Genomic DNA, 20,404 nt, shown 5'->3' with positions numbered 1-20,404 from the left:
CTACATGGTATTGACACCGCCAGCTGGTATGTTCTAAACTACTGATATCTGGATTTTTCATGAATCAGTCTCCTTGTTTGCAAATTCCGGCCGAACGGCGTAGCCATTCCGAAATGAGCGGAGTGCCCATTCCAACATAAACGGCGTGGTCGTTCCGAAGTGAACGGAGCGCCCATTCCGATGTAAGCGGCGTGCTTTCCTTTATAATGGTGCTGCGGCATATCGCCGCCATCTATAAAGGAAGGAGTACCCTATGCAAAATTACTCAACTATCATCGGCGTAATAGAACTCCGGCAGCAAAACGTCGGATACGCCACTACCCAGAAGCGGTACGGTATTGGCTCCAGTACCGTCACGCTCATCATGAAACGATTTAAGGAGCTCGGCCTTACGCTCGAAGAACTAAGGGCTATGCCGCCGAAAGCCGTCGAGGTGGCGTTCTATCCACCTGAAAACCTGAAGCGCAGCGAGAAGCCCATGCCGGACTTTGCCAGGATCCACGCGCGCATGTCGGCCATGAAGCAACCAAATTTAGCGTTTGTCTGGCTGGAGTACAAGGAGGAACATCCTGACGGATACCAGCTCTCTCAGTTCTATGCGTTGTACCGCGCGTTCCTCGCTGAGAACTTCGGACAGACGTCTGTCACGATGCCAGTGGAACGCATCCCCGGCGAGCGTATGTATATTGACTGGGTAGGCGACCAGCCGGAGCTTCTCCTTGACCCGGCGACAGACGAAGTGAAAAAGGTACATGTCTTCACCACGACACTCGGTTTCAGCAGCTGCGTGTATGCCGAAATCTTCTTGGACGAGAAGCTTACCAGCTTTATTTCGGGCGTGGTACATGCGCTGTCCTTTTACGGGGCCGTGCCGAAGTACCTCGTTCCTGACAATCTGAAGAGTGCGATTTCAAAGCACTCTAAGGATGAGCTTGTCCTGAACTCCGTTTTTTCGGACTTGGAGGACTTCTACGATACTGTTGTCCTTCCTCCACCTCCACGCAAGCCCAAGGGCAAGCCAACGGTTGAAAACCATGTGCGTTATTTGGAGACCCATTTGATTGAGAAGCTGAAAGAAAACGCTCCCTATTCGAGTATTGAAGCTCTGAACATGGAGGCCGAACGCATCATTGCTGATATCAACCAGCGCAACTTCCGAAACCAGCGCGACATCCGCAAATCCAGACAGCATGCATTTGAGATCTATGACAAGCCGCGCATGAAGGCGCTCCCCGCAGGGCACTTCACCGTCTGTGATTACAAGTATTTCCTCCGTGTGCCGGACAATTATCATCTTGAATACGACGGCCACTACTACTCTGTCGCGTACACCATGCACGGTAAGCCGGCGCTGCTCAAAGCAACCATGAGCGAAATCCGCATCTGCGACGAAAACAACAGGCTTCTTTGCACGCACGTCAGGTCTTACAAGGACTTTCCTCGGTATATTACGGACGATGCACACATGCCGCCTGAGCACCGATACTATAAGGAACTGAATGCGCACGACGGGGCCTATTATCGTCGCTGGGCAACGGTGTATGGCGATGCCATGGTAACGCTTATTGACCGCATTCTACGCGGCGTGAAACACGAGGAGCAGGCTTACAACAGCTGCAAGGGTATCCTGCACCTGTGCAATGATGTCCCTCGCCATATCGTGGAAGAGGCAGCGCAGACCTGCATCGACGCGTCTGCCTGTAAATACTCCTATTTCAAGAAGGCCCTCAGCCGCCTTATGAACCACGAGCAGGCCTCTGGTGATACTCGTGGCCGGCTTCCAGAGCATGAAAACATTAGGGGGAGGGACAGCTACAAATGATGCCTTCCCTCACTCTTAACGCGGAAGAAATTGCTCTCTGTGAGCGGCTCCGCAGTCTCAAGTTATCCGGCATGGCCGATGCCCTTGAGACTCAACTCATGGATCCGAATGCAGACCTCGTTCCATTTATGGAGCGGTTGTCTACTATTGTGAACCAAGAATGGCAGATTCGGTACAACAAGAAGTTTTCGAAGTTTATGAAGAAGGCTCAATTGCGCTATCCAGATGCCGCTCTGGATGAAACCATCTATGACCCTGCTCGCAAGCTGGATACCGCATCTATTGAGCGTCTGGCTACCTGCCACTGGATTGATGAAGGCAAAAACCTCCTGATTACTGGCATGACGAGCAGTGGGAAGACCTATCTCTGTAATGCCCTGTGTGTCTCTGCCATCCAGCAGTTTAAAACCGTGCGCTATATCCGCGCTAACATTCTGATGCTGGAACTGGAACAGGCTCGCCTGCAGACAACCTATCTCGATTATGTTTCATCTCTTGCCAAGCTGGACCTGCTGGCGATTGATGACTTCGGCCTAATGGATCTCGACTTGGATAAATGCCGTGACCTTTTTGAAGTTATTGATGGACGCGATGGAAGGAAGTCCACCATTATCGTTTCACAGTTCCCAATCCACACATGGTTTGACCTGTTCCAGGAGCACACCTATGCTGATGCCTGCCTTGCACGCATCACGGACAAGCGCCACAGCTACCGCCTGGAGATGAATGGCATTAGCATGAGAGACGCAGTCAAGTAAGCTTCCTCGGGCGGCCTTCTCAGGAGACCAGCGGCCTCAACTCTGTGAGGAATTGCGGCCGCTGGCCGCTCAGAACGGATGGGCGGCGTTTCACGCCGTTTGGAATGGAACGGCTACGCCGTTTGCGTTGGAATGGGCGCACCGTTCCTCCGGAACGGGCGCTCCGTTTGACTGGAATTCGCACTCCTTGTTTTTGTGAATTTGGTCGGCAAACCTTTCATTCACTCTAACTTGGAGACTTTTTCTTGTCTACTCCACCCCTCGCTATAAGCTCTTTTTGTCCCCCGGCATAGCCGGGGGTTGCCTTTGTCAAGACAAAGCAAAGCGGCACAGCCTGTGGCTGTGCCGCTCTATTTCATTTTTGCCCGGTCGGATTTACTTTTCCATCACCATTTCCACGACTGCCTGCCGCTCCGTTTCTGTCAGCTTGGGATAGTCCGCTAGTACCGTTTCCAGCCCTTCTCCGGCCCGCACCCGGCGCTTTACCACGCGGCACAGCAGTTTCAATGCCAGCGTCATTCGCCCTCACCTCCAAACAGCAGTCCCGCCACCAGCGTTTCCAGCTCCTCAATGCGCTGGGAGTCGCTGAGCCCGGGCATCAGAATCTCTGGGGCGGGGTGGGCGGCTTCCCATGCGGAAAGCTCTGACTGGGAGGCGCTCTCCTCCCACTGGGCAGCCGCATCGTCCCAGCGGGGCTTCACCAGGCCATCCGCCCCGGCGCAGGGCCGCAGGACGGGAGGCTGGACATCCAGCAGGGCCTCGTCCTCTTTCAGCCTGTAATTCAGGAGTTCCTCTTTCTCCCCGGGAGTTTCCGCGTTGTTGTAAATCAACACCAGAACCAGCGTCTGATACACACCGCCGCTGTCCACAACACAGCTATGCTTATATTCCATACCGCTTATTTCTCCTCTGTCATAGTTTCATTACGCACTGGCTGCAAAGAAGCCGTTGAGCAGCAGGTGAGAGTTCGCCGCAAGGGGGCTGTATTCCACCCGAATCCCGCCATCGGGGTCAATATTGGCAGTTGCCACGGTACTGGTACCACTGACCAGATACAGGTTTACCGTGGTATGCACGGATTGCACCGGGCGGAAGCCCTCGGGCAGGGTAGCCAGCAGGACCCAGCTATCGGAAAACTCACTGGTGGTTTTGCCCCGCAGCCAGAAAAATACCTCGCCAAGCTGGTTTTTCCAATATTTTGCGGTGGTATTCTCCTGTAGCGCGATGCCGCTGGCCAGGGGCAGGTCGTACAGCGCCGGAGCAGCCGTATCTGCCAGCTTCCGCCAGGGGCCCCACGACGGGGCGCCGCTGATTTCCTGTCCCTTTCGATACAGCAGGTAGGATTTGTCAGAACCGGTATAGCCACCGGCGCCCAGTTGAAAATAGGTGTCGCAGTTCTTGCCGTGACAGACCAGAACCGTACCGTAGTGCAGCTCTTCCGGGAGGTTGTCGTTTTTCTGGACCCGGTAAATGCCGCTGCCCGTCAATACATTCATATCGCCGGTATAGTAGGAGTGGGATTTCACCGTATCCGCCAGTTCCGCGCGAAGCGGGTTCAAATCCTCGTCCACCAACAGTCCGGCGGGGGAGCAGGTAACGGTGATGCCGCCGCTGCCCACAGTATACCGCAGATAAAAGCGGCAGGCGTCCGTCCCGCCGGCGGTGATCGTCCGGGGCTCGTCCAAACGGAAAACCTGATAGAGGATCTCGCCCACGTCCGGGTCGGCGGCAAAAACGCCCAGCTCCGTCAGGCTGTAAGAGTCTGCCGCAAGAGCTTCCGCCAGCGTTACCGGCAGGGTGGCGGTATTGCCGTCTGCTGAGGCGGGGCCTGCGGTAAGGGTCTGCTGGGTATTCTCCAGAGAGGCGGCATCCGAAGCCGTGGTGCCGCTGCCCGCTGTAACCTTGGTGATGTTAAGCTGGGCCCCGGCGAGGATCTTAGCCGCCAAATCCAGCCCTTTTTCTGTGTAAAAGCTGCTTAAACTCATAGCTGTCCTTTCTCCTTATCGGATTCGCTGGATACCCCGCCTGGGCCGCTGGGGAGGCGGGGAAGTCACCACGGGAGGCTGCTGGGGTAAGCGGCTTTTCACGTCCGCCGCCAGAGACGCCTGATACACGCCGCAGAATTCCTGCACCCGGCGGTCTGTATCAGCGTCGTCGCTGCCCGTCAGCAAAGTCGCGAACTCCTTTGGAGCGCCTGCCGCGCTCAGAGCCGCTGCGGCTCGCTCCGATTGGTTACGGCGGAGCTTCTCCGCCCGCAGAGTTTCCAATTCCTGTCTTTCTTCATCTGTCATAGTGTTCTCCTTTACTCCTGTTCCTCAGTTTTGCGCCGCAATTCCTCTTCCGCGTTGCTCACCCAGGGGAGATTCTCCAGAATCGTCCGCTTGGACAGAACAGGGGAGAGGGACAGAAGGGTCTCCGCCAGCTCTGTGTGGTTTTGGGGCAGATTTTTGTAGAAGGTCAGTTCCCCGGGGGTAAAGTCTGCCGCGCCGCCCAGAAGCCGCTCCCCGGCGGTAAGCGTTTTCAGCAATACCCTCATGCCATCAGTGAAGGTTCGCTCCTTGGCGGCCCGGGTCTGTTCAATACCCCAGAGCTTGTATTGCAGCGCCACCCCGGAGGAATTGCCGGAAAAGCTCTCGTCAGAGAGGTCGGGTGTCATGGATAGCTGCAAAATACTCCGCCGGAGGTTCTGCTCCAGCTGCCCCAAAGCCTCGTGATTCAGATTTTTTACCACGAACTCCGCCCGGCCTCCTTCGGAGAGGGACAGCAGCCGGGTGCGGTTGGCCCGGTCGATGTCGCTTTGGGTAGTCCCCTGCATTCCGTAGAGGGCCAGGAAAGCGTTGGCCACAGACTGCATATCGTCCATAGCGCCCGACAACAGCAGATTGTAGGCGTCCACCAGCCCCGTCACCATTTCGAAATCCCCGGTCCCCTGGCAGTTGTTGGAAAATGGGATGACAGGCAGCACATGGAGCAGGTTGTCCTCCGGCTGTCCCAACGCAGCGGTTTGGCCGTCCCATGAGAAGGGCGTGGTGCGCTCCGCCGTGTACAGCACGCCCTGCGTGCCCTGTCGGCCCCCGCCGTAGAGCCGCACCACTCCCAGCAGCGGCCTGCCCGCCGCCCCGGAGCGGAGGGCGAAGCAGTCCCGTGGATCGCACCGGCAGGCCCGGATGCCGCTGCGCTCCAGCCAGACCAGCAGAAAACCCGCGCCGCAGATGCTGAGGTCCCGTCCAATATCAAACAGCAGATGATCCAGCCGCAGCTCCCGGCGCAGGGCGTCATACCGCTGGGCCGAAGCGCCGTCAGACAGGGACAGGGTAGGGGGGAGCCCCAGAAAATATCCGGTGTGGACCTCCGTGATGTAGCGGGGGAAGGGGACCCGCAGCAGGTTATTAGGGCGGCCCCGGATCGTCTCTCCCTTGTTCACCGGCTGCTCTCCCAGATAGTAGTCCAACAGCCTCTGTCGCTCCGGGCGCACTGTCCGCAGAAACTCGCTGACCGCGGCAGACAGCGTTTCTCCATCCAATGCTCCGGCGCAAATGATGTCTTGCTTCAAAAGAATACCTCCTTCTTTTTGGATATATCTGCTGCAATTATAGCGAAAAAGCCGTGGCATACCTTTTGAAGTAATTCTTTAATACAATGCAAACCCGGCAAAAGCCGCCGGAAGCACAGCCGGGAGGTTCACATCCCACACAGCAGCCCATTCCGCCGTCTGAGGAATCGCTGGTATAGAAGAGGGCCGCCTGTGGCATTATAGGCAAGAAACGCTTATGTTTCTTTGATAAAATTGTTGACATTGTACGTGAACTCTGATACAATATGTGTAGTCTCTTATACGCATGCGTTGTTGTGTCTCTGTCAGTAAGTCTGCGGTGATACCGGCGCTGCGTATTTTGACTATCATCAGAACAATACGCAAGTGGAGGAAAATGGATGAAGGGATGGAATCAGGTGCGCTTCTTTCGGGATATGGCGCAGGAGGACACCTATGATGATTATCAGGCGGATGATATCAAACCTGTGTCCGCACAGTCGTATTGCGGAAACAGCGATTTATTCAGCATTTCCCTGCACACTTCCGAAGTCCGCGATATGCCTTTAGATGAGTATCAGCGGCAGGCAGCTTTCTTTGAATCCTCTTGCCTGCAGTAAAAAAACCGCATAGTTTTTTGAGACCCTGATTGCTGTCAAACAGGGTCTCTTTTTTGCCACTTTTTAAATTAGAAAAATTTGGTATATGGGTGTGGATGGTCATGACAGCAAGGAAAAAGAAAACTTCCCCGGACAAGGCCCATGTGTCGAGCACTCAGATTCAATGGCCGGGAAAATTCATACGCATAAGCCGCTTCTTCTTTCAAACTGCGGTAATATTGTTTCTGATTTGCTTTGGCGTCCTCTTTGACAGACTTTTTTTGAATTCTTTCTGCAAAGACTTGGTTATCCGTCTGGCGGACGTATTGCACAATGCTTCCCCCATCTGGTACATATGCCCCGCGCTGTCACGGTTGGACGCCCTCATCACCGTTTTCCGCGGGCTTCACCGTTTGGCGGAAATATGGTGTGTCTGTTTCGTACCTGACTCCGTCCTCAGCGAGATATTCATTTTGTTCGGCATTGTGAATTTTTCTTATCCGTATGTTTCCGGAGCCCGGGACAAGCTCCTGTACGGGATCCACCTGAGCGATGTCATCTATGCCGAGTTTCCCTGGCACAATATGGCATATGGCCTTTACGGACTCCTGGTGCTAACTGGCTTGTATTGCAGTGAACAGGAGTATCTTCTCCTGTCCGCCACATGTCTTCTGGGCGCTTTGTTTGCGTTTTTCTCAACTGTGGTCATTGCCTTTCTGTTTACGGCCAGCCGCACAGCGGCTCAGGATATGGTGGAATACTACCTCTGCCGTCCGAACCTTCCCTCCCGTGCCTTTGGGAAAAGGAAGGCGGCAAACCGCCCCGTTCAGAAGAGCTCCGTGCAGTTCATGGCAGCCGCTGCCGATTATATCAGGGAGTACTACCAGGACACCCGCTCCATACCAGAAGAGGTTGTCCGCTGTACATGGGGGCGCCTCCGTTTCAACCTGACGGAAACAGGCCTCCCGGTCATTGATCCAGCCGGCTCAAGCGGTTCCTCCGTGCAAATGCCGGACAGCGGTTTTCAGGCGCCGCTGGAGGATATTTACAAGACCGCTGAGCAAATCACGCAGATGCGCTCCACTTGGGAGCATATGCTGCGGGGACTTGCGAAAGGAGAGCGGCCGGATCTGATTTGCCGGGTTCTCCATGTCATCGCAAAGGCACTGCCCGGTTATCCTGATGAACAGCTGTTATTCTCCCGGAAAACATCGCGGATTTCCAGCGAACAGCTTTGTCTGGGCCTGCCTCTGTGCGGGCTGCTGGTATGCTTGCGGGCACAAGACAGCAGCTGGATGGACTGTATGGGATTACTGTATCAAATCAGCAATCCACGGGTAAACCGGGAGGATACCGCATATAACAGTGCCATTCAACTTTTCTTCCTCCTGACAGCAACCTTGCTGACCGTGGAAATCGCAGCCGGAGACACCGTGGATGAGAATATCTGGCCAAAGGTGACCGGACTTTCCAAGTCGCTGCATGTATCGCTTTCCTGGATTCCCCGTTTTCTGTCCTGGGGACAGAGCATGGCCATTTCCTATACGGATGACTGGTATGACACGCTTCTGAGCCTGGCGACCCATGAGATTTATGGTTGGCTTCGTGAGATGCTCAGCGAGCTTAATGACTACGAATAGGGGGGACTGTCATGGCAGATAACTTCACAGGCCACATCAGCGGTACACCCGTGGATCTGCGCGTGGTGGAATTTTTCAAGTCATCTCCTTCCGCACCGTTGCGGGACCATTTGCTGCCGGATGACGCAAACGATTATATTTGCCTGGGACACTTTGACCTCATCCATGTCCGGGAAGTTCCTCAAAAAGGAGACTCACTTCGTTCCATCGAAGCAGATCACCAGTCTCAACACATCCAAAACAGCAACTATACCTCTCCGCTGTATCTTTTGCATTATCCGGATGCGTCAGCGAATCTTAAAAAGTTCTGGGACGTTCCGCTCTGCTGTATGGCGGTTTCCCGTATCCATTTCAGCCCCTTCAATTCCCAGGGGCTCTCCTTGGAAAACGAGAATGGAATGGAACCGTATATCCAGGTGCTCAAGGATGCCGTCATGAACCTCGCAAACCAGTCCCAGGACCCCTCCTTAGGCGATATTAGTGTTCTCATCGAGGGGGAGTGGGTTCACTGTGTCTTCTATCATACGCTGGAACTTGGCGACATTGCAGCAGTCCTGAAGAGCAACTCTATGGCATCGTGCCTGCATGTCCTAAGGCGGCTTCTGGAAACCGCGCCCGTGGGCGATGTTTACTCCTATTGCGGTGTCCACACCGCACTGCTTGGGGAGAACACTTCCGTTCACGCCGCCGCCGAGATCTGGGATGCCACGGGAAAAGCAGCGGAGCCGTACAGCTGCCATGGTGCCTCTGACGCCATCCGGCAAACGCTGCCCAATGCGAGCATCCGGTTCTCAGTCCATTCCTCCCGTTGTGCCGAACTGTTTTGGGAGGACCTGTCCACCATTCCGGGCATTCCGAAAAGCAGATCCTTCGTGATTGGAACCGCCGATGCCATTTTAGATATGAGCGGATGCACACTGGAGACCTATCTGGAGTATACCAGAGGGCTTTTGTGGAAGACCTACGCCCTACCCAAAAGTGGCAGCCAAGGCGTCATCCAGGTTGATATGCACGATGCCTTTGACGATGTCATCTCCCGCATTGGGATTCCATACGGCGCTATTTTTGAAAGTGCGAGGCTCCCGGAAAAAAATATTCCACCTGACTGCCTTTTGGCGATTCAGAACAATCTGAGGCAAAAGCTTGCCAAAGTAACCAAGACCTTTGGGCAGGAGCCGTGGGCTGCCGCGTTGTCCGCGCAGACAAACACGCTGATTACGATGATGGAAAACTGCGTAATGGACGACTTGTCTATTTTGATCTGGCCCAGTGTTTCCGCGCTGATGGAACGGCTAAATTCCGTTTCCACCATTACCCTTGATCAGGCCTCGGATATTCGGTCGTTTTTGGATAAGTGGGATATTTTGAAAAGCGATATTACCCGTCTGGAGGGACAGTTGGTTCAAAGCCCGGAGCTTTATGCCTCCCGCTATTATACGCCGGCGACACTCATGGTTTTTTATATGGCCCTGCTGAACGCGTATAATGAACTCCTGCTTTCCGTCAATCAAGATAAGCACCGGCAGGATTTTATCCCCCTGATTACCTATGATGTGGAGCCCCGGGCCAATACCCTTTGTATCCTGGACTCTGCCTGTGGGTCTGGTGGCAGCCCTGCCGAGATCGAATACGAGGGAAGGACCCCGCTTTTGGTCTCCTTGCCGGTATCTCTAATGTTCCGGCCCTTTGATGTTTCCAATATCCTCTGTCATGAGATGTCCCACTATACCGGCGATTCTACACGGCTTCGAGAGAAGCGGTTTCATTCTATTCTGCACGCCTGCGCGGCAATGATTGCGAAAGCCTGGTGTCTGGATGGGCAAATAAAATACCGGCTGCGCGGGAACAGCTCGGAGGATATCCTGGAAAAGATTATAATAAAGCTCAAAGATTGTTATCATGAAATCTGTAAAGAAAACCATTTTTATCTGAATCAAGCCAAAATCTTCTTGCCACAGGCGCTCTCACAGGTCTTTCTCGACCAGAATTTTCAGTCAACGCTGGTTGCCAAGTACCTGAGCACAGAAGTATTACGGAAGAGCTTTATCGAATATACGCAGAAGTTTTCACCGTATATGCGGTACGAGATTTTAAAAGATTTAAAAGCTGACCTGGAGACGCTCCTGCTGCTTTACCAGGAGTGTTATGCCGACTTGGCGGCCATCCTCTGTCTGGGTTTGACTGAACAGGAGTATTTCCTCTCCATGTTTTACTGGGAATGGAAATATATCGGAGCGCGAAAACAGTCAAACGAGCATAAGCTACAGCTTCTCAGCTTTCAGGCCGCGCTCGTTCTGGATGTGGTGAGCGCCTGCAAGCTGGTATCCAAGAGTTCATTCAACAGGGCTGCCAGCCAAGAAATGCTGGAGGCATTCCAGCAATGGAGAGAACAGGTCAGATATTATCAGGACGAGATGGCAAAGAAAGGCGATGTTCAGTTCCTGAACTCGGATAATAAGCTCATTGCCATTCAGGGTGAATATCTCTCTTTGAAGAGCTACCTCACCCAGTGCGCTCAGAAACTGACGGAGGGTCTAAAAAATCAGGATACCGCGAAAAAACAGGCGGAGATTCGTAAGATGCTCTCTGCCGTGGCCGCAGGGCCCGATTTCAAAGAAGTTCATAAGATCATTGCTGACTATCGAAGTTCCCTGTTTTATAGCAGAGCCATGCCATAATTGAACAAAAATATCATTTTGTTCTATTAAGGGTCAATTTTTTCCTCATCAAATCAGAAAAGAAATTCAGGAGCTGTTCTGCAGAACTCTTACTCTGCAAAACAGCTCCTGCGCTCTTATTCTCTTTGTCGAATACAGTCTTTAAAGCATCCGTTTTATAAGGCTATTTGTGCTTATTCAGCGGTGCTTTTTCTAGATTGTTGACCCCAGTTAACGCTATAATATCAGCTTTTAACCATAGATGCCGTTCGGTGCAATACCAACACTTATCTTTTCTCTTTTTAAAAATGCGGTATGGCGTTTCTGCAGAGTTATCGTAGATATGGCATACATCACAGACAGGAACTAATTCATGAACCAAATCCAGTGCCTTGTCGTATCTGGAAATAATTTTTTCTGCCGGCACATCGTGTCCACCGGCAGAAACTCTAGAGGCAACCCGAGCAACATTGATTTGTGGATCTGCTGTCAGAATGTAATAGCAACGCACAAAAAAGCCGGCTTCTTTTGCCCGTTTGAGCAAATTTAGATTTCTGTTTGTCGACATAACTGTTTCAAAGCAAAAACTCTTATGTGTAGCCAAATATGCCTCTCGCTGCTTTTCTGCAAGTTTCGCCGCCTCCATATTATCGCAACCTAATACACGCTGAATTTCATCAGCGTTTATATACGGCATTTCGGTGGGACGAAGCAATTCGGTAATTGTGCTTTTTCCGGAACCATTTGGGCCAGCAAACACAACAATCTCCGGTTTTTTATTTGCGCCGTTCACTGTATCGACCTCGTCTCATCGCTTTGCCGACATCCGTAATGCTACCATCACTGTGTTCCATATAAATTTTACCAGTCTTCGGGTCAAATCTCGCAATTGGTTGATTAAGAACTCGTTTCTTTTTTAATTCTGCTGCAACAGCTAATCTTGCGTTCCTAACAACGACGCTGTCAGAGGGAATGTCAGAGGCCATCATATTCACGCTCCTCGCACGCAACATTATATTTATTGTGTGAACTACCCACGACTGAAGTAGCGGGCTTCTGGTGACCAAGAATTAAGCCACCGTCTCTTTTCTCGGTTAATCTGACTTATGAGATGATTCCCGACCATCTCAGCAATATTCAAATATATTATACTCATTATTCATTGATTTGTCCAGCAAGAACTCACCGTCGGGCACGAGTTTAACCATCCAGGGCTCCAGATCCTTGACTTCGATTTGCTGTCCATCGAAGCAGCTCACAGCAATTTTATCGCCGATCACCGGCAATGCGAAAAGCGTCAGCTGCTCATAGTCAGTGCCATCAAAAAAATTTTTCTTTGACTGACTCATATTTTTAATCTCCTTACATTTAAAACTCCTGAACAAATTGTTCTTACATTATTTTATGCGGAGATAAAGAGTCTTTGGTCGTAGTGTGCCAGAGAGCCTGGAGACAGGTCTGAACAGGGCTTTTGTGGCTTCTGTGTCTGTTCCCGCTCCCCTTTATTAAACAAAACTTTGATTTTGTTCAATTTTTTGTGTATACCCTTTTGCATTCAAGGTCGCATGCAAGGATAAGCTAATATACATCAGGTTGACTACTGCAAAAACATAGCCGCCATCTTGGAGTATGTTAATACCAAGATGGCGGTCATTCTTATATAATATGAATATTGGCAGACGTTTCCAACTGATTAAAATCGCCATCAAAGGAGTAAAACTCAATATTTTTCTTAATACAATATTGGTAATAAAGGAAATCGTTAATATCCACAAGGTGGATATTATCTAAAATATCTCCGACCTCATAGGGTGCTATACTCACCGTTTTTGCCATTTGGCAAACGTCTTGGATGGCCTGCTTACATAATAACTGTGCAGATGTAAAATCCGGTCTCTGTCTGTATTGCTTGAGATTGCCGACATTGGGTATTGCATTCTTTTTGCATTCGTTCTGGTACTCTTTCAATTTTACCTTGAGGATTGCGGAGATGATTTCCAAAAGTTGTTCTTTGCAGGTAAGTATCGTTTCGCCCTTGGCTTTCATATCAGAGAGCAGGTCAGACGCACGCTTAGCCTGTGACTTCTGCGCTGGTTTTGTCGGCGTTGTAGAACAGCACAACTCAATCCATATGCATGTATCAAAAAAGACCATTATCCATCCATGTCCTCTCTCTTTAGTAAAGTTCCTTCTTTTACCATTTTAATCTTCTGAATAATATTATCGTTGGCATTAACAATGCGGATCTTTTTCATTACTTCATTGCCCTTTTCCAAAATCAAATCACCAATTACCGGGTTCAAAAAGGCCGTAATGACAAAGTTCACCCCATTAAAATCCAACTCCACATCATCAGTGTCAATGATTGGCAGGATGGCCTGCAGACAACGGATGCCTTCATCATAAGAGGTTGCCGATTCACCGTTCACAAAATCATAAATTCTTATTGTAGTCATACGATTTCCTTTCCTCATATATTTTCCAAACTGACACAGTGTACTTTCTTCAAAGTAGGATCGTAACACAATGCATTCTCTGTATCCAAAAGAGCTACCCGGAACGTGACACTCGTTCCATTAAATACGCCGTCGGAATTATCGTTGATTTCCTCCCTGCCGTTTTCCAGCCGATAATATGCATTGCCAGAGAAGATAAATAAATCGCCGTGAACTTCCTTGATATACTCAATAAGCGTTGGAAGCCCATATCCGCCCGAGCCGCTTCGCGTTGTATTTCCCGGTTTTATTGCCCAATCTATGCAATCGCTACTGGTTTTAGACGGCTTAGAGTGACTTCGAAAAAACGAATTCACATTTTCTGCGATAGTTTTCCCATAGTCAATGATGTTAACATACATCTGGAACTTTGTTGTAACTTTATCATAAACCACATCAAACATAAAGAAAAACTCGTCTTGTGCGCTGTGGCTGATTGAGTTTGAAAAGATTTCACCAATCGTTGTCGCCAGAAACTCTTTTATTTTTTCGGGATCAAGTGTGACATTTTTCTCGACAAGCAACTTTGTCAACGCATTTACCGGAGTATCGATACCAGCATCACCTGTAAAGCGATAGAAGTTCAACTCAGAAGATCTAATCTTTTCTGCCAAATTGTCAATTGGCTCAAAATTAGCGGCAGTTTTTGAGTGGACGGACAGCTCAATTTTTGATTTTAGGGTAAGATTCCATCGAGCCTTCTTCTCCCCTGCGACATGCAAAAGAAGGTTATACAAATAGGCCTTACTAAGCTTATCGTAATCTGCACTGTTGTTGCACATGAATGTCACAATTTCGCACGGAAACTTATTGATTAGATGAAGCATCTTTGCGGTCATCTTCAGAAATTCAAAATCAAAGACTATTTTATCTGGAAGCGCAATAGATAATTCAGCTTTCGAGGAATTCCATTTATAGCTGATGGGAGCCATCCTAATCCTCCCCTCATAATAAGTATGATAATTATACATTCATAGATAGATTATTTACAAGCAAAAAATTATGTACTTTTCATATTGCCTTACAATGTGCCAAGCATCATCTAAATTATTACCATGCGGCACACTATCGTCCAGTAGAGTAAATGTAATACCCCCTTATGCCCAAATAGTGAAGGGTGCAACAGGGTATACACAGGCATTTATCGTAGCAATCCCATGTCGATTGAATATATTCAATTGTCGCTTTGCCCGTTTTTTAAGTCGCGCGCTCAAAGTGATCTCGTTACGCTTGCAAGAAAATCATCCACCTCAAGAACTAATGTTGCGCCCATTTTTCTTGAATCATTTATTTTTACCCACCCATTTTCACAGGTAAATACAACACTGGAACCATCATTCCGATACAGCGTCATACGCTCCTCTGGCCGGTCAATGATCTCCATCGGATTTTTCATCTTTTTTAGGCGCAAATATTCAGCTTGTGGGAAAAAGAGTTCCAGTCCAGATATCGTTCTGCCTTTCTTCAAGGGAACAGATCGCAGTGAACCATCCCTGTTGATCCAGCGGTCTACATCCTGAACGCACTCTTTCATTTTCGCAACTGCATCAGCGACTCCCTCAATTTCCTCAATAGGAGTGCCTGCCAGGACACCTTGAATAATTTTCTTATAATCTTCTTTTGAGATGCTGATCGTCATTTCACGCTTGCCGTCACTACATGCGCCTCTGTCGTATTTGACTCGGTATTGAAAACGAAAATCTATCATGTCCATGATGAAGCCACTCCTTCTGCACTGTTCATGGCTAGGGATTTTGGATGTTCAGACCAATTTTTCCAATATTCTTGCCCTTTTCACCACCGAAGCATCCAGCGGTAAGCGCGAAATACGTATGTCGAACGCAATATGCCTACGTATTCGTTTCACTGCAGCGGCCCCAGGTCGATCGTATAGATCAAATCACCGCTTTGGTCTTGCTTTTTCACGAACATCAGCATATAGATCGGGTAATATGTGATTTTTCCCACCTTGCTGACATTGTCGTTCTGGAACACATAAGCCTCAGGGATGGCATAATCCTCATTGGCCAGCACGTTACTCAGCGCCGCATGTTTGGTGTAATCCTTTCCGGACTTGATCTCAATGGGCAGCACATGGCCGTTCCTCTCAATCAGGAAGTCCAGTTCTCCCTGCTTCTTGCTGTTGAAATAATAGAGGTCGAAGCCATGGGCTTTCAGCTCCTGAGCTGCCACGTTCTCATAAACAGCCCCAAAGTTGATGCTCTTCTCTCCATTCAATATCTTCACCTGAATATTGTCCATATACATGGACGCCAACAGGCCCACATCAGCCAAAAACAGCTTAAATAGATTAGAGGATTTACTGAGCCGCAGCGGCGCTGTCGGCTCTGAGGCGCAAAAGGTCGGCAGTACGACGCCCGCGTCCTTCAGCCACAGGAAGCTGTTGCTGTATCTAGAGAACTTGAAATTTTCGTTCAGATTTTTTAAAATGAACCGCTTATTTTTGCTGTTCAGTTCACTGGGAATCAGGTCAAAAATATCCTCCAGATAAAGCTTTTCTTCCGGGTCATACCGCGCAATATCCTTTTTATAAAGAGCAATAATGGCCTGCTGCTCCTCGATCACATTCCGAAGGTTGTTGCTCTCCAGATATTTCATCACTGCGGCAGGCATTCCGCCGACGATCAGATACAGTCGGAACAGGGCCATCATGCGCTCATGGATCACCGGATCCACAGGCTGCTTTTCTTCAAACGCTTTATGCAAAGCGTCGATCACGTTGGGAGACACCCGGTTGGCCAGGGCAAACTCCTCAAAATCCAGCGGGTACATCTGGACAATGTCCATATAGCCCACCGGCATGGACCGGATGTCCTTGAGATCAACGCCCAGCAGTGACCCGCTGAGGATATACCGGTAACTGCCCTCCTCCACCAAAAACTTGATGGCGGTGACGATCTCTTTGCACTCCTGTACCTCGTCTAAAAATATCAGCGTCTGCCCGGGGATCATCGGCTTGTCAGCCACAGCGGAAAGCCGCAGCAGCAGGTCCTGACTGTCCCGGGCATTTTCGAACAGTGAGGCCGCCGTCTTATCTTCTAAAAAGTTGATCTCAATAAAGGACTGATAAGCCCGCTTCCCAAACTCGCGGATGATAAAGGTTTTGCCAACCTGTCTGGCGCCGGTAATCAGCAGCGCCTTCTTATCGTCCGCTTGTCGGAACTGCTCCAGCCTTTGCTCTACTTTTCTCCCGATCATACGCCACCTCCACCCTGTTCCGAGTTTATTATAAACAGTGTTGTCCGTTTTTACAACTGATATTTTAAAATTTTGTCCGTTTTTCTATTTTAATTTAAGCTCAGATTGTCCGTTTTTCAAAGAATCATTGTCGCAATAAAACGATAAAACGCCTGTTTCGTGCTCATGCCATCTTAATGCCGGATGCCACATTGCCAGCCACAGGTTTGCCTCAATGCTTTTCCAAGAATGGTGGTGAAACTCTGGTTTTGACATCTCTTTTACGCTAACGACACTTCTTCGATGGTTCACTTTGGTTCATCTTCACGAAACTTATCTGCCCATTTCTTTATGGACTTTTCCACCGCTCACCTACCCTGTCTTTTGAACAGAGCGGCGTAAGGTGATTTGGCAGATTTGCCTGTGTAATCCCTGCAGAGGGGCCTCCCCTCACCTACATGCAGCTTTTTCGCTGCGCACCCGAACCGGCGCACCCATATTCAAGTTGTACCGTTTTTTAGGCTATATTGCTCGTCTTTCTTCTTGCGGTATTGCCTTAAAAAATTTCATTAGTATCGATTACCTCATCCGGATCCCAATTAATCCCGCGCTCCTTCGCACTTTGAATAAACTCTTCCTTTGTTTTCGGCTTCGGGACGCAGGTGCAAAGATTATCGACAGGGCATACTTTAATTCGCCACTGGCCAAGGTGCGTCTCCGCATATTCGTGAACAGAAAACCCAAGGCCGCAAAGGTCGCCGTCGAGCATATTACAATATGCAATACAAGTAGTGCAATCACGATTTCTTGACATAACTCTCCCGCTTTCTTCCGTTAAGCATTGGTATGCTATGGCATAAATGAGCAATTTTTTCAAGGGAGTTTCGCAGTAAATCAAATATTTTTAAAGGGACTTTTTCGGCAAACTTAAACTTTTCGGAGAATTAGCCACGCCCACTCCGTAGGTCAGCCGCGGTTGGGGCATAAGGGCTGCTGTTGCCCCTCTGTTCAGTTTGACTTTCCATTTGAAATTAACAAGTGGCTCCAGAGGATGTGCCGCAAGAATCCGGATTATGCGTGCGTATTTCACTTCAACGGTCCACCCGTTTCGCGTCAGCGGTCTGACGGTTCGCTTCGAACGGTCTGAAATTATCGGCGGAGCCGCAAAGCAAGAATCACAATACTTCGGATGGCCTGGCCTACAGCAACCCAAACCACTGCAGGCCGAGATTCATCCTGTTTAGTCATTGGCCGGTATTTCTGCGCCGAGCCCGCACAGCGAGGAAGTTCAGGTGTTTATTGGATTCAGATTCCGCATATTTCTTCCCGTTCATCTCCAACCGATATGCATTGTGGTGAAGCCGGTTCAGGCAGGCGTACGCATAGGTATGCTCTTGAAACAAATCGTACCAGGAAGCCACTGGAAAACGTCCTGGGAATAACGGATATTGGTCGGTGCACAGGTGGCGTCCACGATCATTGTGCCGCTATTTCCGCCAGTTCCTGGGTGGCCATCAGAGTCATTATTGGCCGCTTTACACCAGTAGTCTGTCGGCACAGAAAACCCCCGCCAGTTAGGAACTTCCTCTCGACCAGCAGGTTTTTTCATATCTGCTGGCCTTTGGCTTTCCGCTCTGGTGGCCTGCCCACTTACGCCCTCAGCGCTGGTTTCCGTATTGTGTTTTCCGCCCGGGAATGATACTATTTCGGTAGGGACCTCCGCTGTTGCGGTGAAAGTGGAAAACGCCGCCCATATGTGTCCAACGCGTTTTGAAGCAGTTCGATTAGAGAGGGAGATCACAAATGGAACAGCAAAAACATGCAATTGAAATAAAAAATATTTCTCAATTCTGTGAGTGGGCTGACAGCAATCATGTAAAGCTGTTCCTCCCTATTTTACAGCGGGATTATGTTTGGGGCAAGGAGCAGTGGAACCGGCTCTGGAAAGACATCATTGACATATTGAATAAGCTGGAAAATCCAGATGAGTCCGATAAAAATCCTCAGCATTTCACCGGAATCCTGACGCTGAAGAAAGACGACGCGGCCGGCTCCAGCTACTCTGTATTGGACGGTCAGCAGCGGCTCACGACCATATCGGTGCTGTTGGACTATCTGAACTATATTACGAGTGGAAAAAGCGGAAGTGCCAGTCTGGGCTTTTTTACCAGTAACGTGCTGTATGATCAGGATGTTCAGTGTGCATTAAAAAGCGATGTTACCGCCCAAGATCAATATTTATCCATTTACAGGTTCTTCATGGATTGCCATTATGAAATGGATTATGCCAAAGCAGACAAGTTATTGGACATCGTTCTGCACAGACTTTTCTTTATGGTAAAGATCATAGAAGGAGAAAATGAGCACGAGATATTTGAAAACTTAAATGCCACCGGCAAAAATCTGGAATTTGCCGACCTGATATTAAACGAGTTGATTGAAGAGTGCGAAGAAGCCGGATGCTCTGCCACGGCTGTGAAAAAAGCATGGACAAATATGCTGGAAAGCCTATACAGACTATCTGTCCCGGAGCAGGAGGACGAATCCGAAAACGATGAAGCGTCGGGCGAGGAGGATGTCACCGATACGGCAAGCTGGGAGGCACAGCCCGAAACCGTCGGCAATATGGCATCAAAACCTCTGAAACTCAAGAAATTTCTGAACGTAATGAATTCCCTGACAATGGGCAATAGCACAACGATATCCGAGACAGTATACGGATTCAATCAAATGGTCAGCCGTTTGAGCGATTTTGGCATTTTAGGAAACGATGTCAGCGACCCGGCAAGAAAGGTTGCAGTTTTGCAAAAATGGGAAGACCTGTACAATTGGATTGTTGACCCGGCAAGCTGGCCGGAAGACCTGGCCGCAAAAAGGTATGCAAAGGAGCTGTACTATCTCTCTGTTTGGAACGTAACGGGTTACATACCTGTTATCATGCGAATTATGTACAGAAATTTAAAGTTAAACTGCAATGAAGGTGGTTTTTATTCAGACGCGGTCGTTAAGAATCTTCTGAAAGCAATCCTGATAGCTGTCGTGCATACGAGAATTATTTTAAATCGAAAGCACGCGGAAGACCGGGACAATGAAAACAAACTGAAGGTCGTTGATTATATTTTAGACGGATATCGTTCCATACACAATGACCCGAATTTCGGCAAATCTGAAAAAGACGTATCCATGATTCTGAAAGGCATTGGGACGATGGCACAGGAACTTACAGATAAAGTCAAGGCCGAAGATGCCATCAGAGCCTATCAATATACCTCCTCCGGCAGCAAATTCCTGCTGGCATTATACGCGGATGATCTGGACTGCAGCCGCAGCAAGGTCCGTGATCTCGAATGTACCAAAGGCAAAGCCCAAGTGGAGCACATGGTACCGCAGAACCTGGAAGACGGCTACTTTGAAGACTATGGCTTTGATGTCAGTTCCATAGGATTGTTGGATAATCTCATTCTTTTATCGGAACATAAAAATAAAAAAATTGGAAACGGTAACCCAGAAGTCAAACTGGCGGCTTGGAAGGGCGATCCTTTTGGCCAGTTGTTTGTCCTTCCGGAGGATATCGGCGGGACTGGGTTCAGGGACACCCAGAAAGACAAAGTAGATTCCATTTTAGTAACTGTTCAGCAGGGGTAAAAATTTGAATCGTCAAAACGTAGAAAATGAGAGCACGGGTGCAGTCAGCAGGACACAC

General features: G+C 49.5%; 19 protein-coding genes. 6 read left to right on the top strand and 13 right to left on the bottom strand.

Going from position 1 to position 20,404, the window contains the following annotated elements; translation table 11 throughout:
• Positions 1 to 253 precede the first annotated feature (253 nt).
• Complete coding sequence (gene istA / locus JQM68_RS12225; RefSeq protein WP_235223284.1) at positions 254 to 1,822, top strand: IS21 family transposase; 1,569 nt, start codon at positions 254 to 256, stop codon at positions 1,820 to 1,822.
• Positions 1,819 to 2,580 (top strand): ATP-binding protein, encoded by a 762-nt coding sequence (locus JQM68_RS12220; RefSeq protein WP_328283739.1) that lies wholly within the window; start codon positions 1,819 to 1,821, stop codon positions 2,578 to 2,580. The genes istA and JQM68_RS12220 overlap by 4 nt, the downstream gene beginning before the upstream one ends.
• A gap of 375 nt (positions 2,581 to 2,955) precedes the next feature.
• Here the strand turns inward: JQM68_RS12220 and JQM68_RS12215 are convergent, their stop codons facing one another.
• From JQM68_RS12215 to JQM68_RS12195, 5 genes are read right to left on the bottom strand one after another with little or no spacing between them, the layout of a single operon-like run.
• Entirely contained in the window at positions 2,956 to 3,099 is a 144-nt protein-coding gene (locus tag JQM68_RS12215; RefSeq protein WP_235223283.1) for an antitoxin, read from the bottom strand.
• Entirely contained in the window at positions 3,096 to 3,473 is a 378-nt protein-coding gene (locus JQM68_RS12210; RefSeq protein WP_235223282.1) for a hypothetical protein, read from the bottom strand. Before JQM68_RS12210 ends, JQM68_RS12215 begins: the two co-directional genes overlap by 4 nt.
• 30 nt (positions 3,474 to 3,503) lie before the next feature.
• Positions 3,504 to 4,565: a cellulose synthase operon protein YhjQ/BcsQ gene (locus JQM68_RS12205; protein WP_235223281.1), complete on the bottom strand. Its 1,062-nt coding sequence runs from the start codon at positions 4,563 to 4,565 to the stop codon at positions 3,504 to 3,506.
• A gap of 15 nt (positions 4,566 to 4,580) precedes the next feature.
• Complete coding sequence (locus tag JQM68_RS12200; RefSeq protein ID WP_235223280.1) at positions 4,581 to 4,871, bottom strand: capsid assembly scaffolding protein Gp46 family protein; 291 nt, start codon at positions 4,869 to 4,871, stop codon at positions 4,581 to 4,583.
• An 11-nt stretch (positions 4,872 to 4,882) separates the two neighbouring features.
• A complete protein-coding gene (locus tag JQM68_RS12195; RefSeq protein WP_235223279.1) occupies positions 4,883 to 6,133 on the bottom strand; it encodes a phage portal protein in 1,251 nt (416 codons plus the stop codon).
• Between the two features lie 380 nt (positions 6,134 to 6,513).
• On the opposite strand from JQM68_RS12195, the gene JQM68_RS12190 reads away from it, so the two are divergent.
• From JQM68_RS12190 to JQM68_RS12180, 3 genes are all read left to right on the top strand, one after another.
• Positions 6,514 to 6,732 carry a hypothetical protein gene (locus JQM68_RS12190; protein ID WP_235223278.1) on the top strand — a complete coding sequence of 73 codons (219 nt, stop codon included), beginning with the start codon at positions 6,514 to 6,516 and terminating at the stop codon, positions 6,730 to 6,732.
• 101 nt (positions 6,733 to 6,833) lie between these two features.
• Positions 6,834 to 8,351: a hypothetical protein gene (locus JQM68_RS12185; RefSeq protein ID WP_235223277.1), complete on the top strand. Its 1,518-nt coding sequence runs from the start codon at positions 6,834 to 6,836 to the stop codon at positions 8,349 to 8,351.
• Positions 8,352 to 8,362: 11 nt separating this feature from the next.
• Positions 8,363 to 11,029, top strand: coding sequence for a hypothetical protein (locus JQM68_RS12180; protein WP_235223276.1), 2,667 nt, complete (start codon positions 8,363 to 8,365; stop codon positions 11,027 to 11,029).
• Between the two features lie 163 nt (positions 11,030 to 11,192).
• On the opposite strand, the gene JQM68_RS12175 is transcribed toward JQM68_RS12180, so the two are convergent.
• The 8 genes from JQM68_RS12175 to JQM68_RS12140 all read right to left on the bottom strand — a co-directional run bounded on the left by JQM68_RS12175 (position 11,193) and on the right by JQM68_RS12140 (position 16,722).
• Positions 11,193 to 11,801, bottom strand: a complete 609-nt coding sequence (locus JQM68_RS12175; RefSeq protein ID WP_235223275.1) for a zeta toxin family protein — start codon at positions 11,799 to 11,801, stop codon at positions 11,193 to 11,195.
• Positions 11,785 to 11,997, bottom strand: coding sequence for a hypothetical protein (locus tag JQM68_RS12170; RefSeq protein WP_235223274.1), 213 nt, complete (start codon positions 11,995 to 11,997; stop codon positions 11,785 to 11,787). Before JQM68_RS12170 ends, JQM68_RS12175 begins: the two co-directional genes overlap by 17 nt.
• Positions 11,998 to 12,135: 138 nt before the next feature.
• Positions 12,136 to 12,357, bottom strand: a complete 222-nt coding sequence (locus tag JQM68_RS12165) for a hypothetical protein (RefSeq protein ID WP_235223273.1) — start codon at positions 12,355 to 12,357, stop codon at positions 12,136 to 12,138.
• A gap of 307 nt (positions 12,358 to 12,664) precedes the next feature.
• Entirely contained in the window at positions 12,665 to 13,162 is a 498-nt protein-coding gene (locus tag JQM68_RS12160; protein ID WP_235223272.1) for a PIN domain-containing protein, read from the bottom strand.
• A complete protein-coding gene (locus tag JQM68_RS12155) occupies positions 13,162 to 13,464 on the bottom strand; it encodes an STAS-like domain-containing protein (RefSeq protein ID WP_235223271.1) in 303 nt (100 codons plus the stop codon). Before JQM68_RS12155 ends, JQM68_RS12160 begins: the two co-directional genes overlap by 1 nt.
• A 14-nt stretch (positions 13,465 to 13,478) precedes the next feature.
• Positions 13,479 to 14,435, bottom strand: coding sequence for a hypothetical protein (locus JQM68_RS12150; RefSeq protein ID WP_235223270.1), 957 nt, complete (start codon positions 14,433 to 14,435; stop codon positions 13,479 to 13,481).
• A gap of 278 nt (positions 14,436 to 14,713) precedes the next feature.
• Positions 14,714 to 15,217, bottom strand: coding sequence for a hypothetical protein (locus tag JQM68_RS12145; RefSeq protein ID WP_235223269.1), 504 nt, complete (start codon positions 15,215 to 15,217; stop codon positions 14,714 to 14,716).
• A gap of 149 nt (positions 15,218 to 15,366) precedes the next feature.
• Complete coding sequence (locus tag JQM68_RS12140) at positions 15,367 to 16,722, bottom strand: ATP-binding protein (RefSeq protein ID WP_235223268.1); 1,356 nt, start codon at positions 16,720 to 16,722, stop codon at positions 15,367 to 15,369.
• A 1,782-nt stretch (positions 16,723 to 18,504) separates the two neighbouring features.
• On the opposite strand from JQM68_RS12140, the gene JQM68_RS12135 reads away from it, so the two are divergent.
• Positions 18,505 to 20,346, top strand: a complete 1,842-nt coding sequence (locus JQM68_RS12135) for a GmrSD restriction endonuclease domain-containing protein (protein ID WP_235223267.1) — start codon at positions 18,505 to 18,507, stop codon at positions 20,344 to 20,346.
• Positions 20,347 to 20,404: the final 58 nt, after the last annotated feature.

This window comes from Oscillibacter valericigenes (assembly GCF_021531435.1).
Lineage (GTDB): Bacteria > Bacillota > Clostridia > Oscillospirales > Oscillospiraceae > Oscillibacter > Oscillibacter valericigenes_B.
This window is presented reverse-complemented; position numbering and strand designations above follow the sequence as displayed.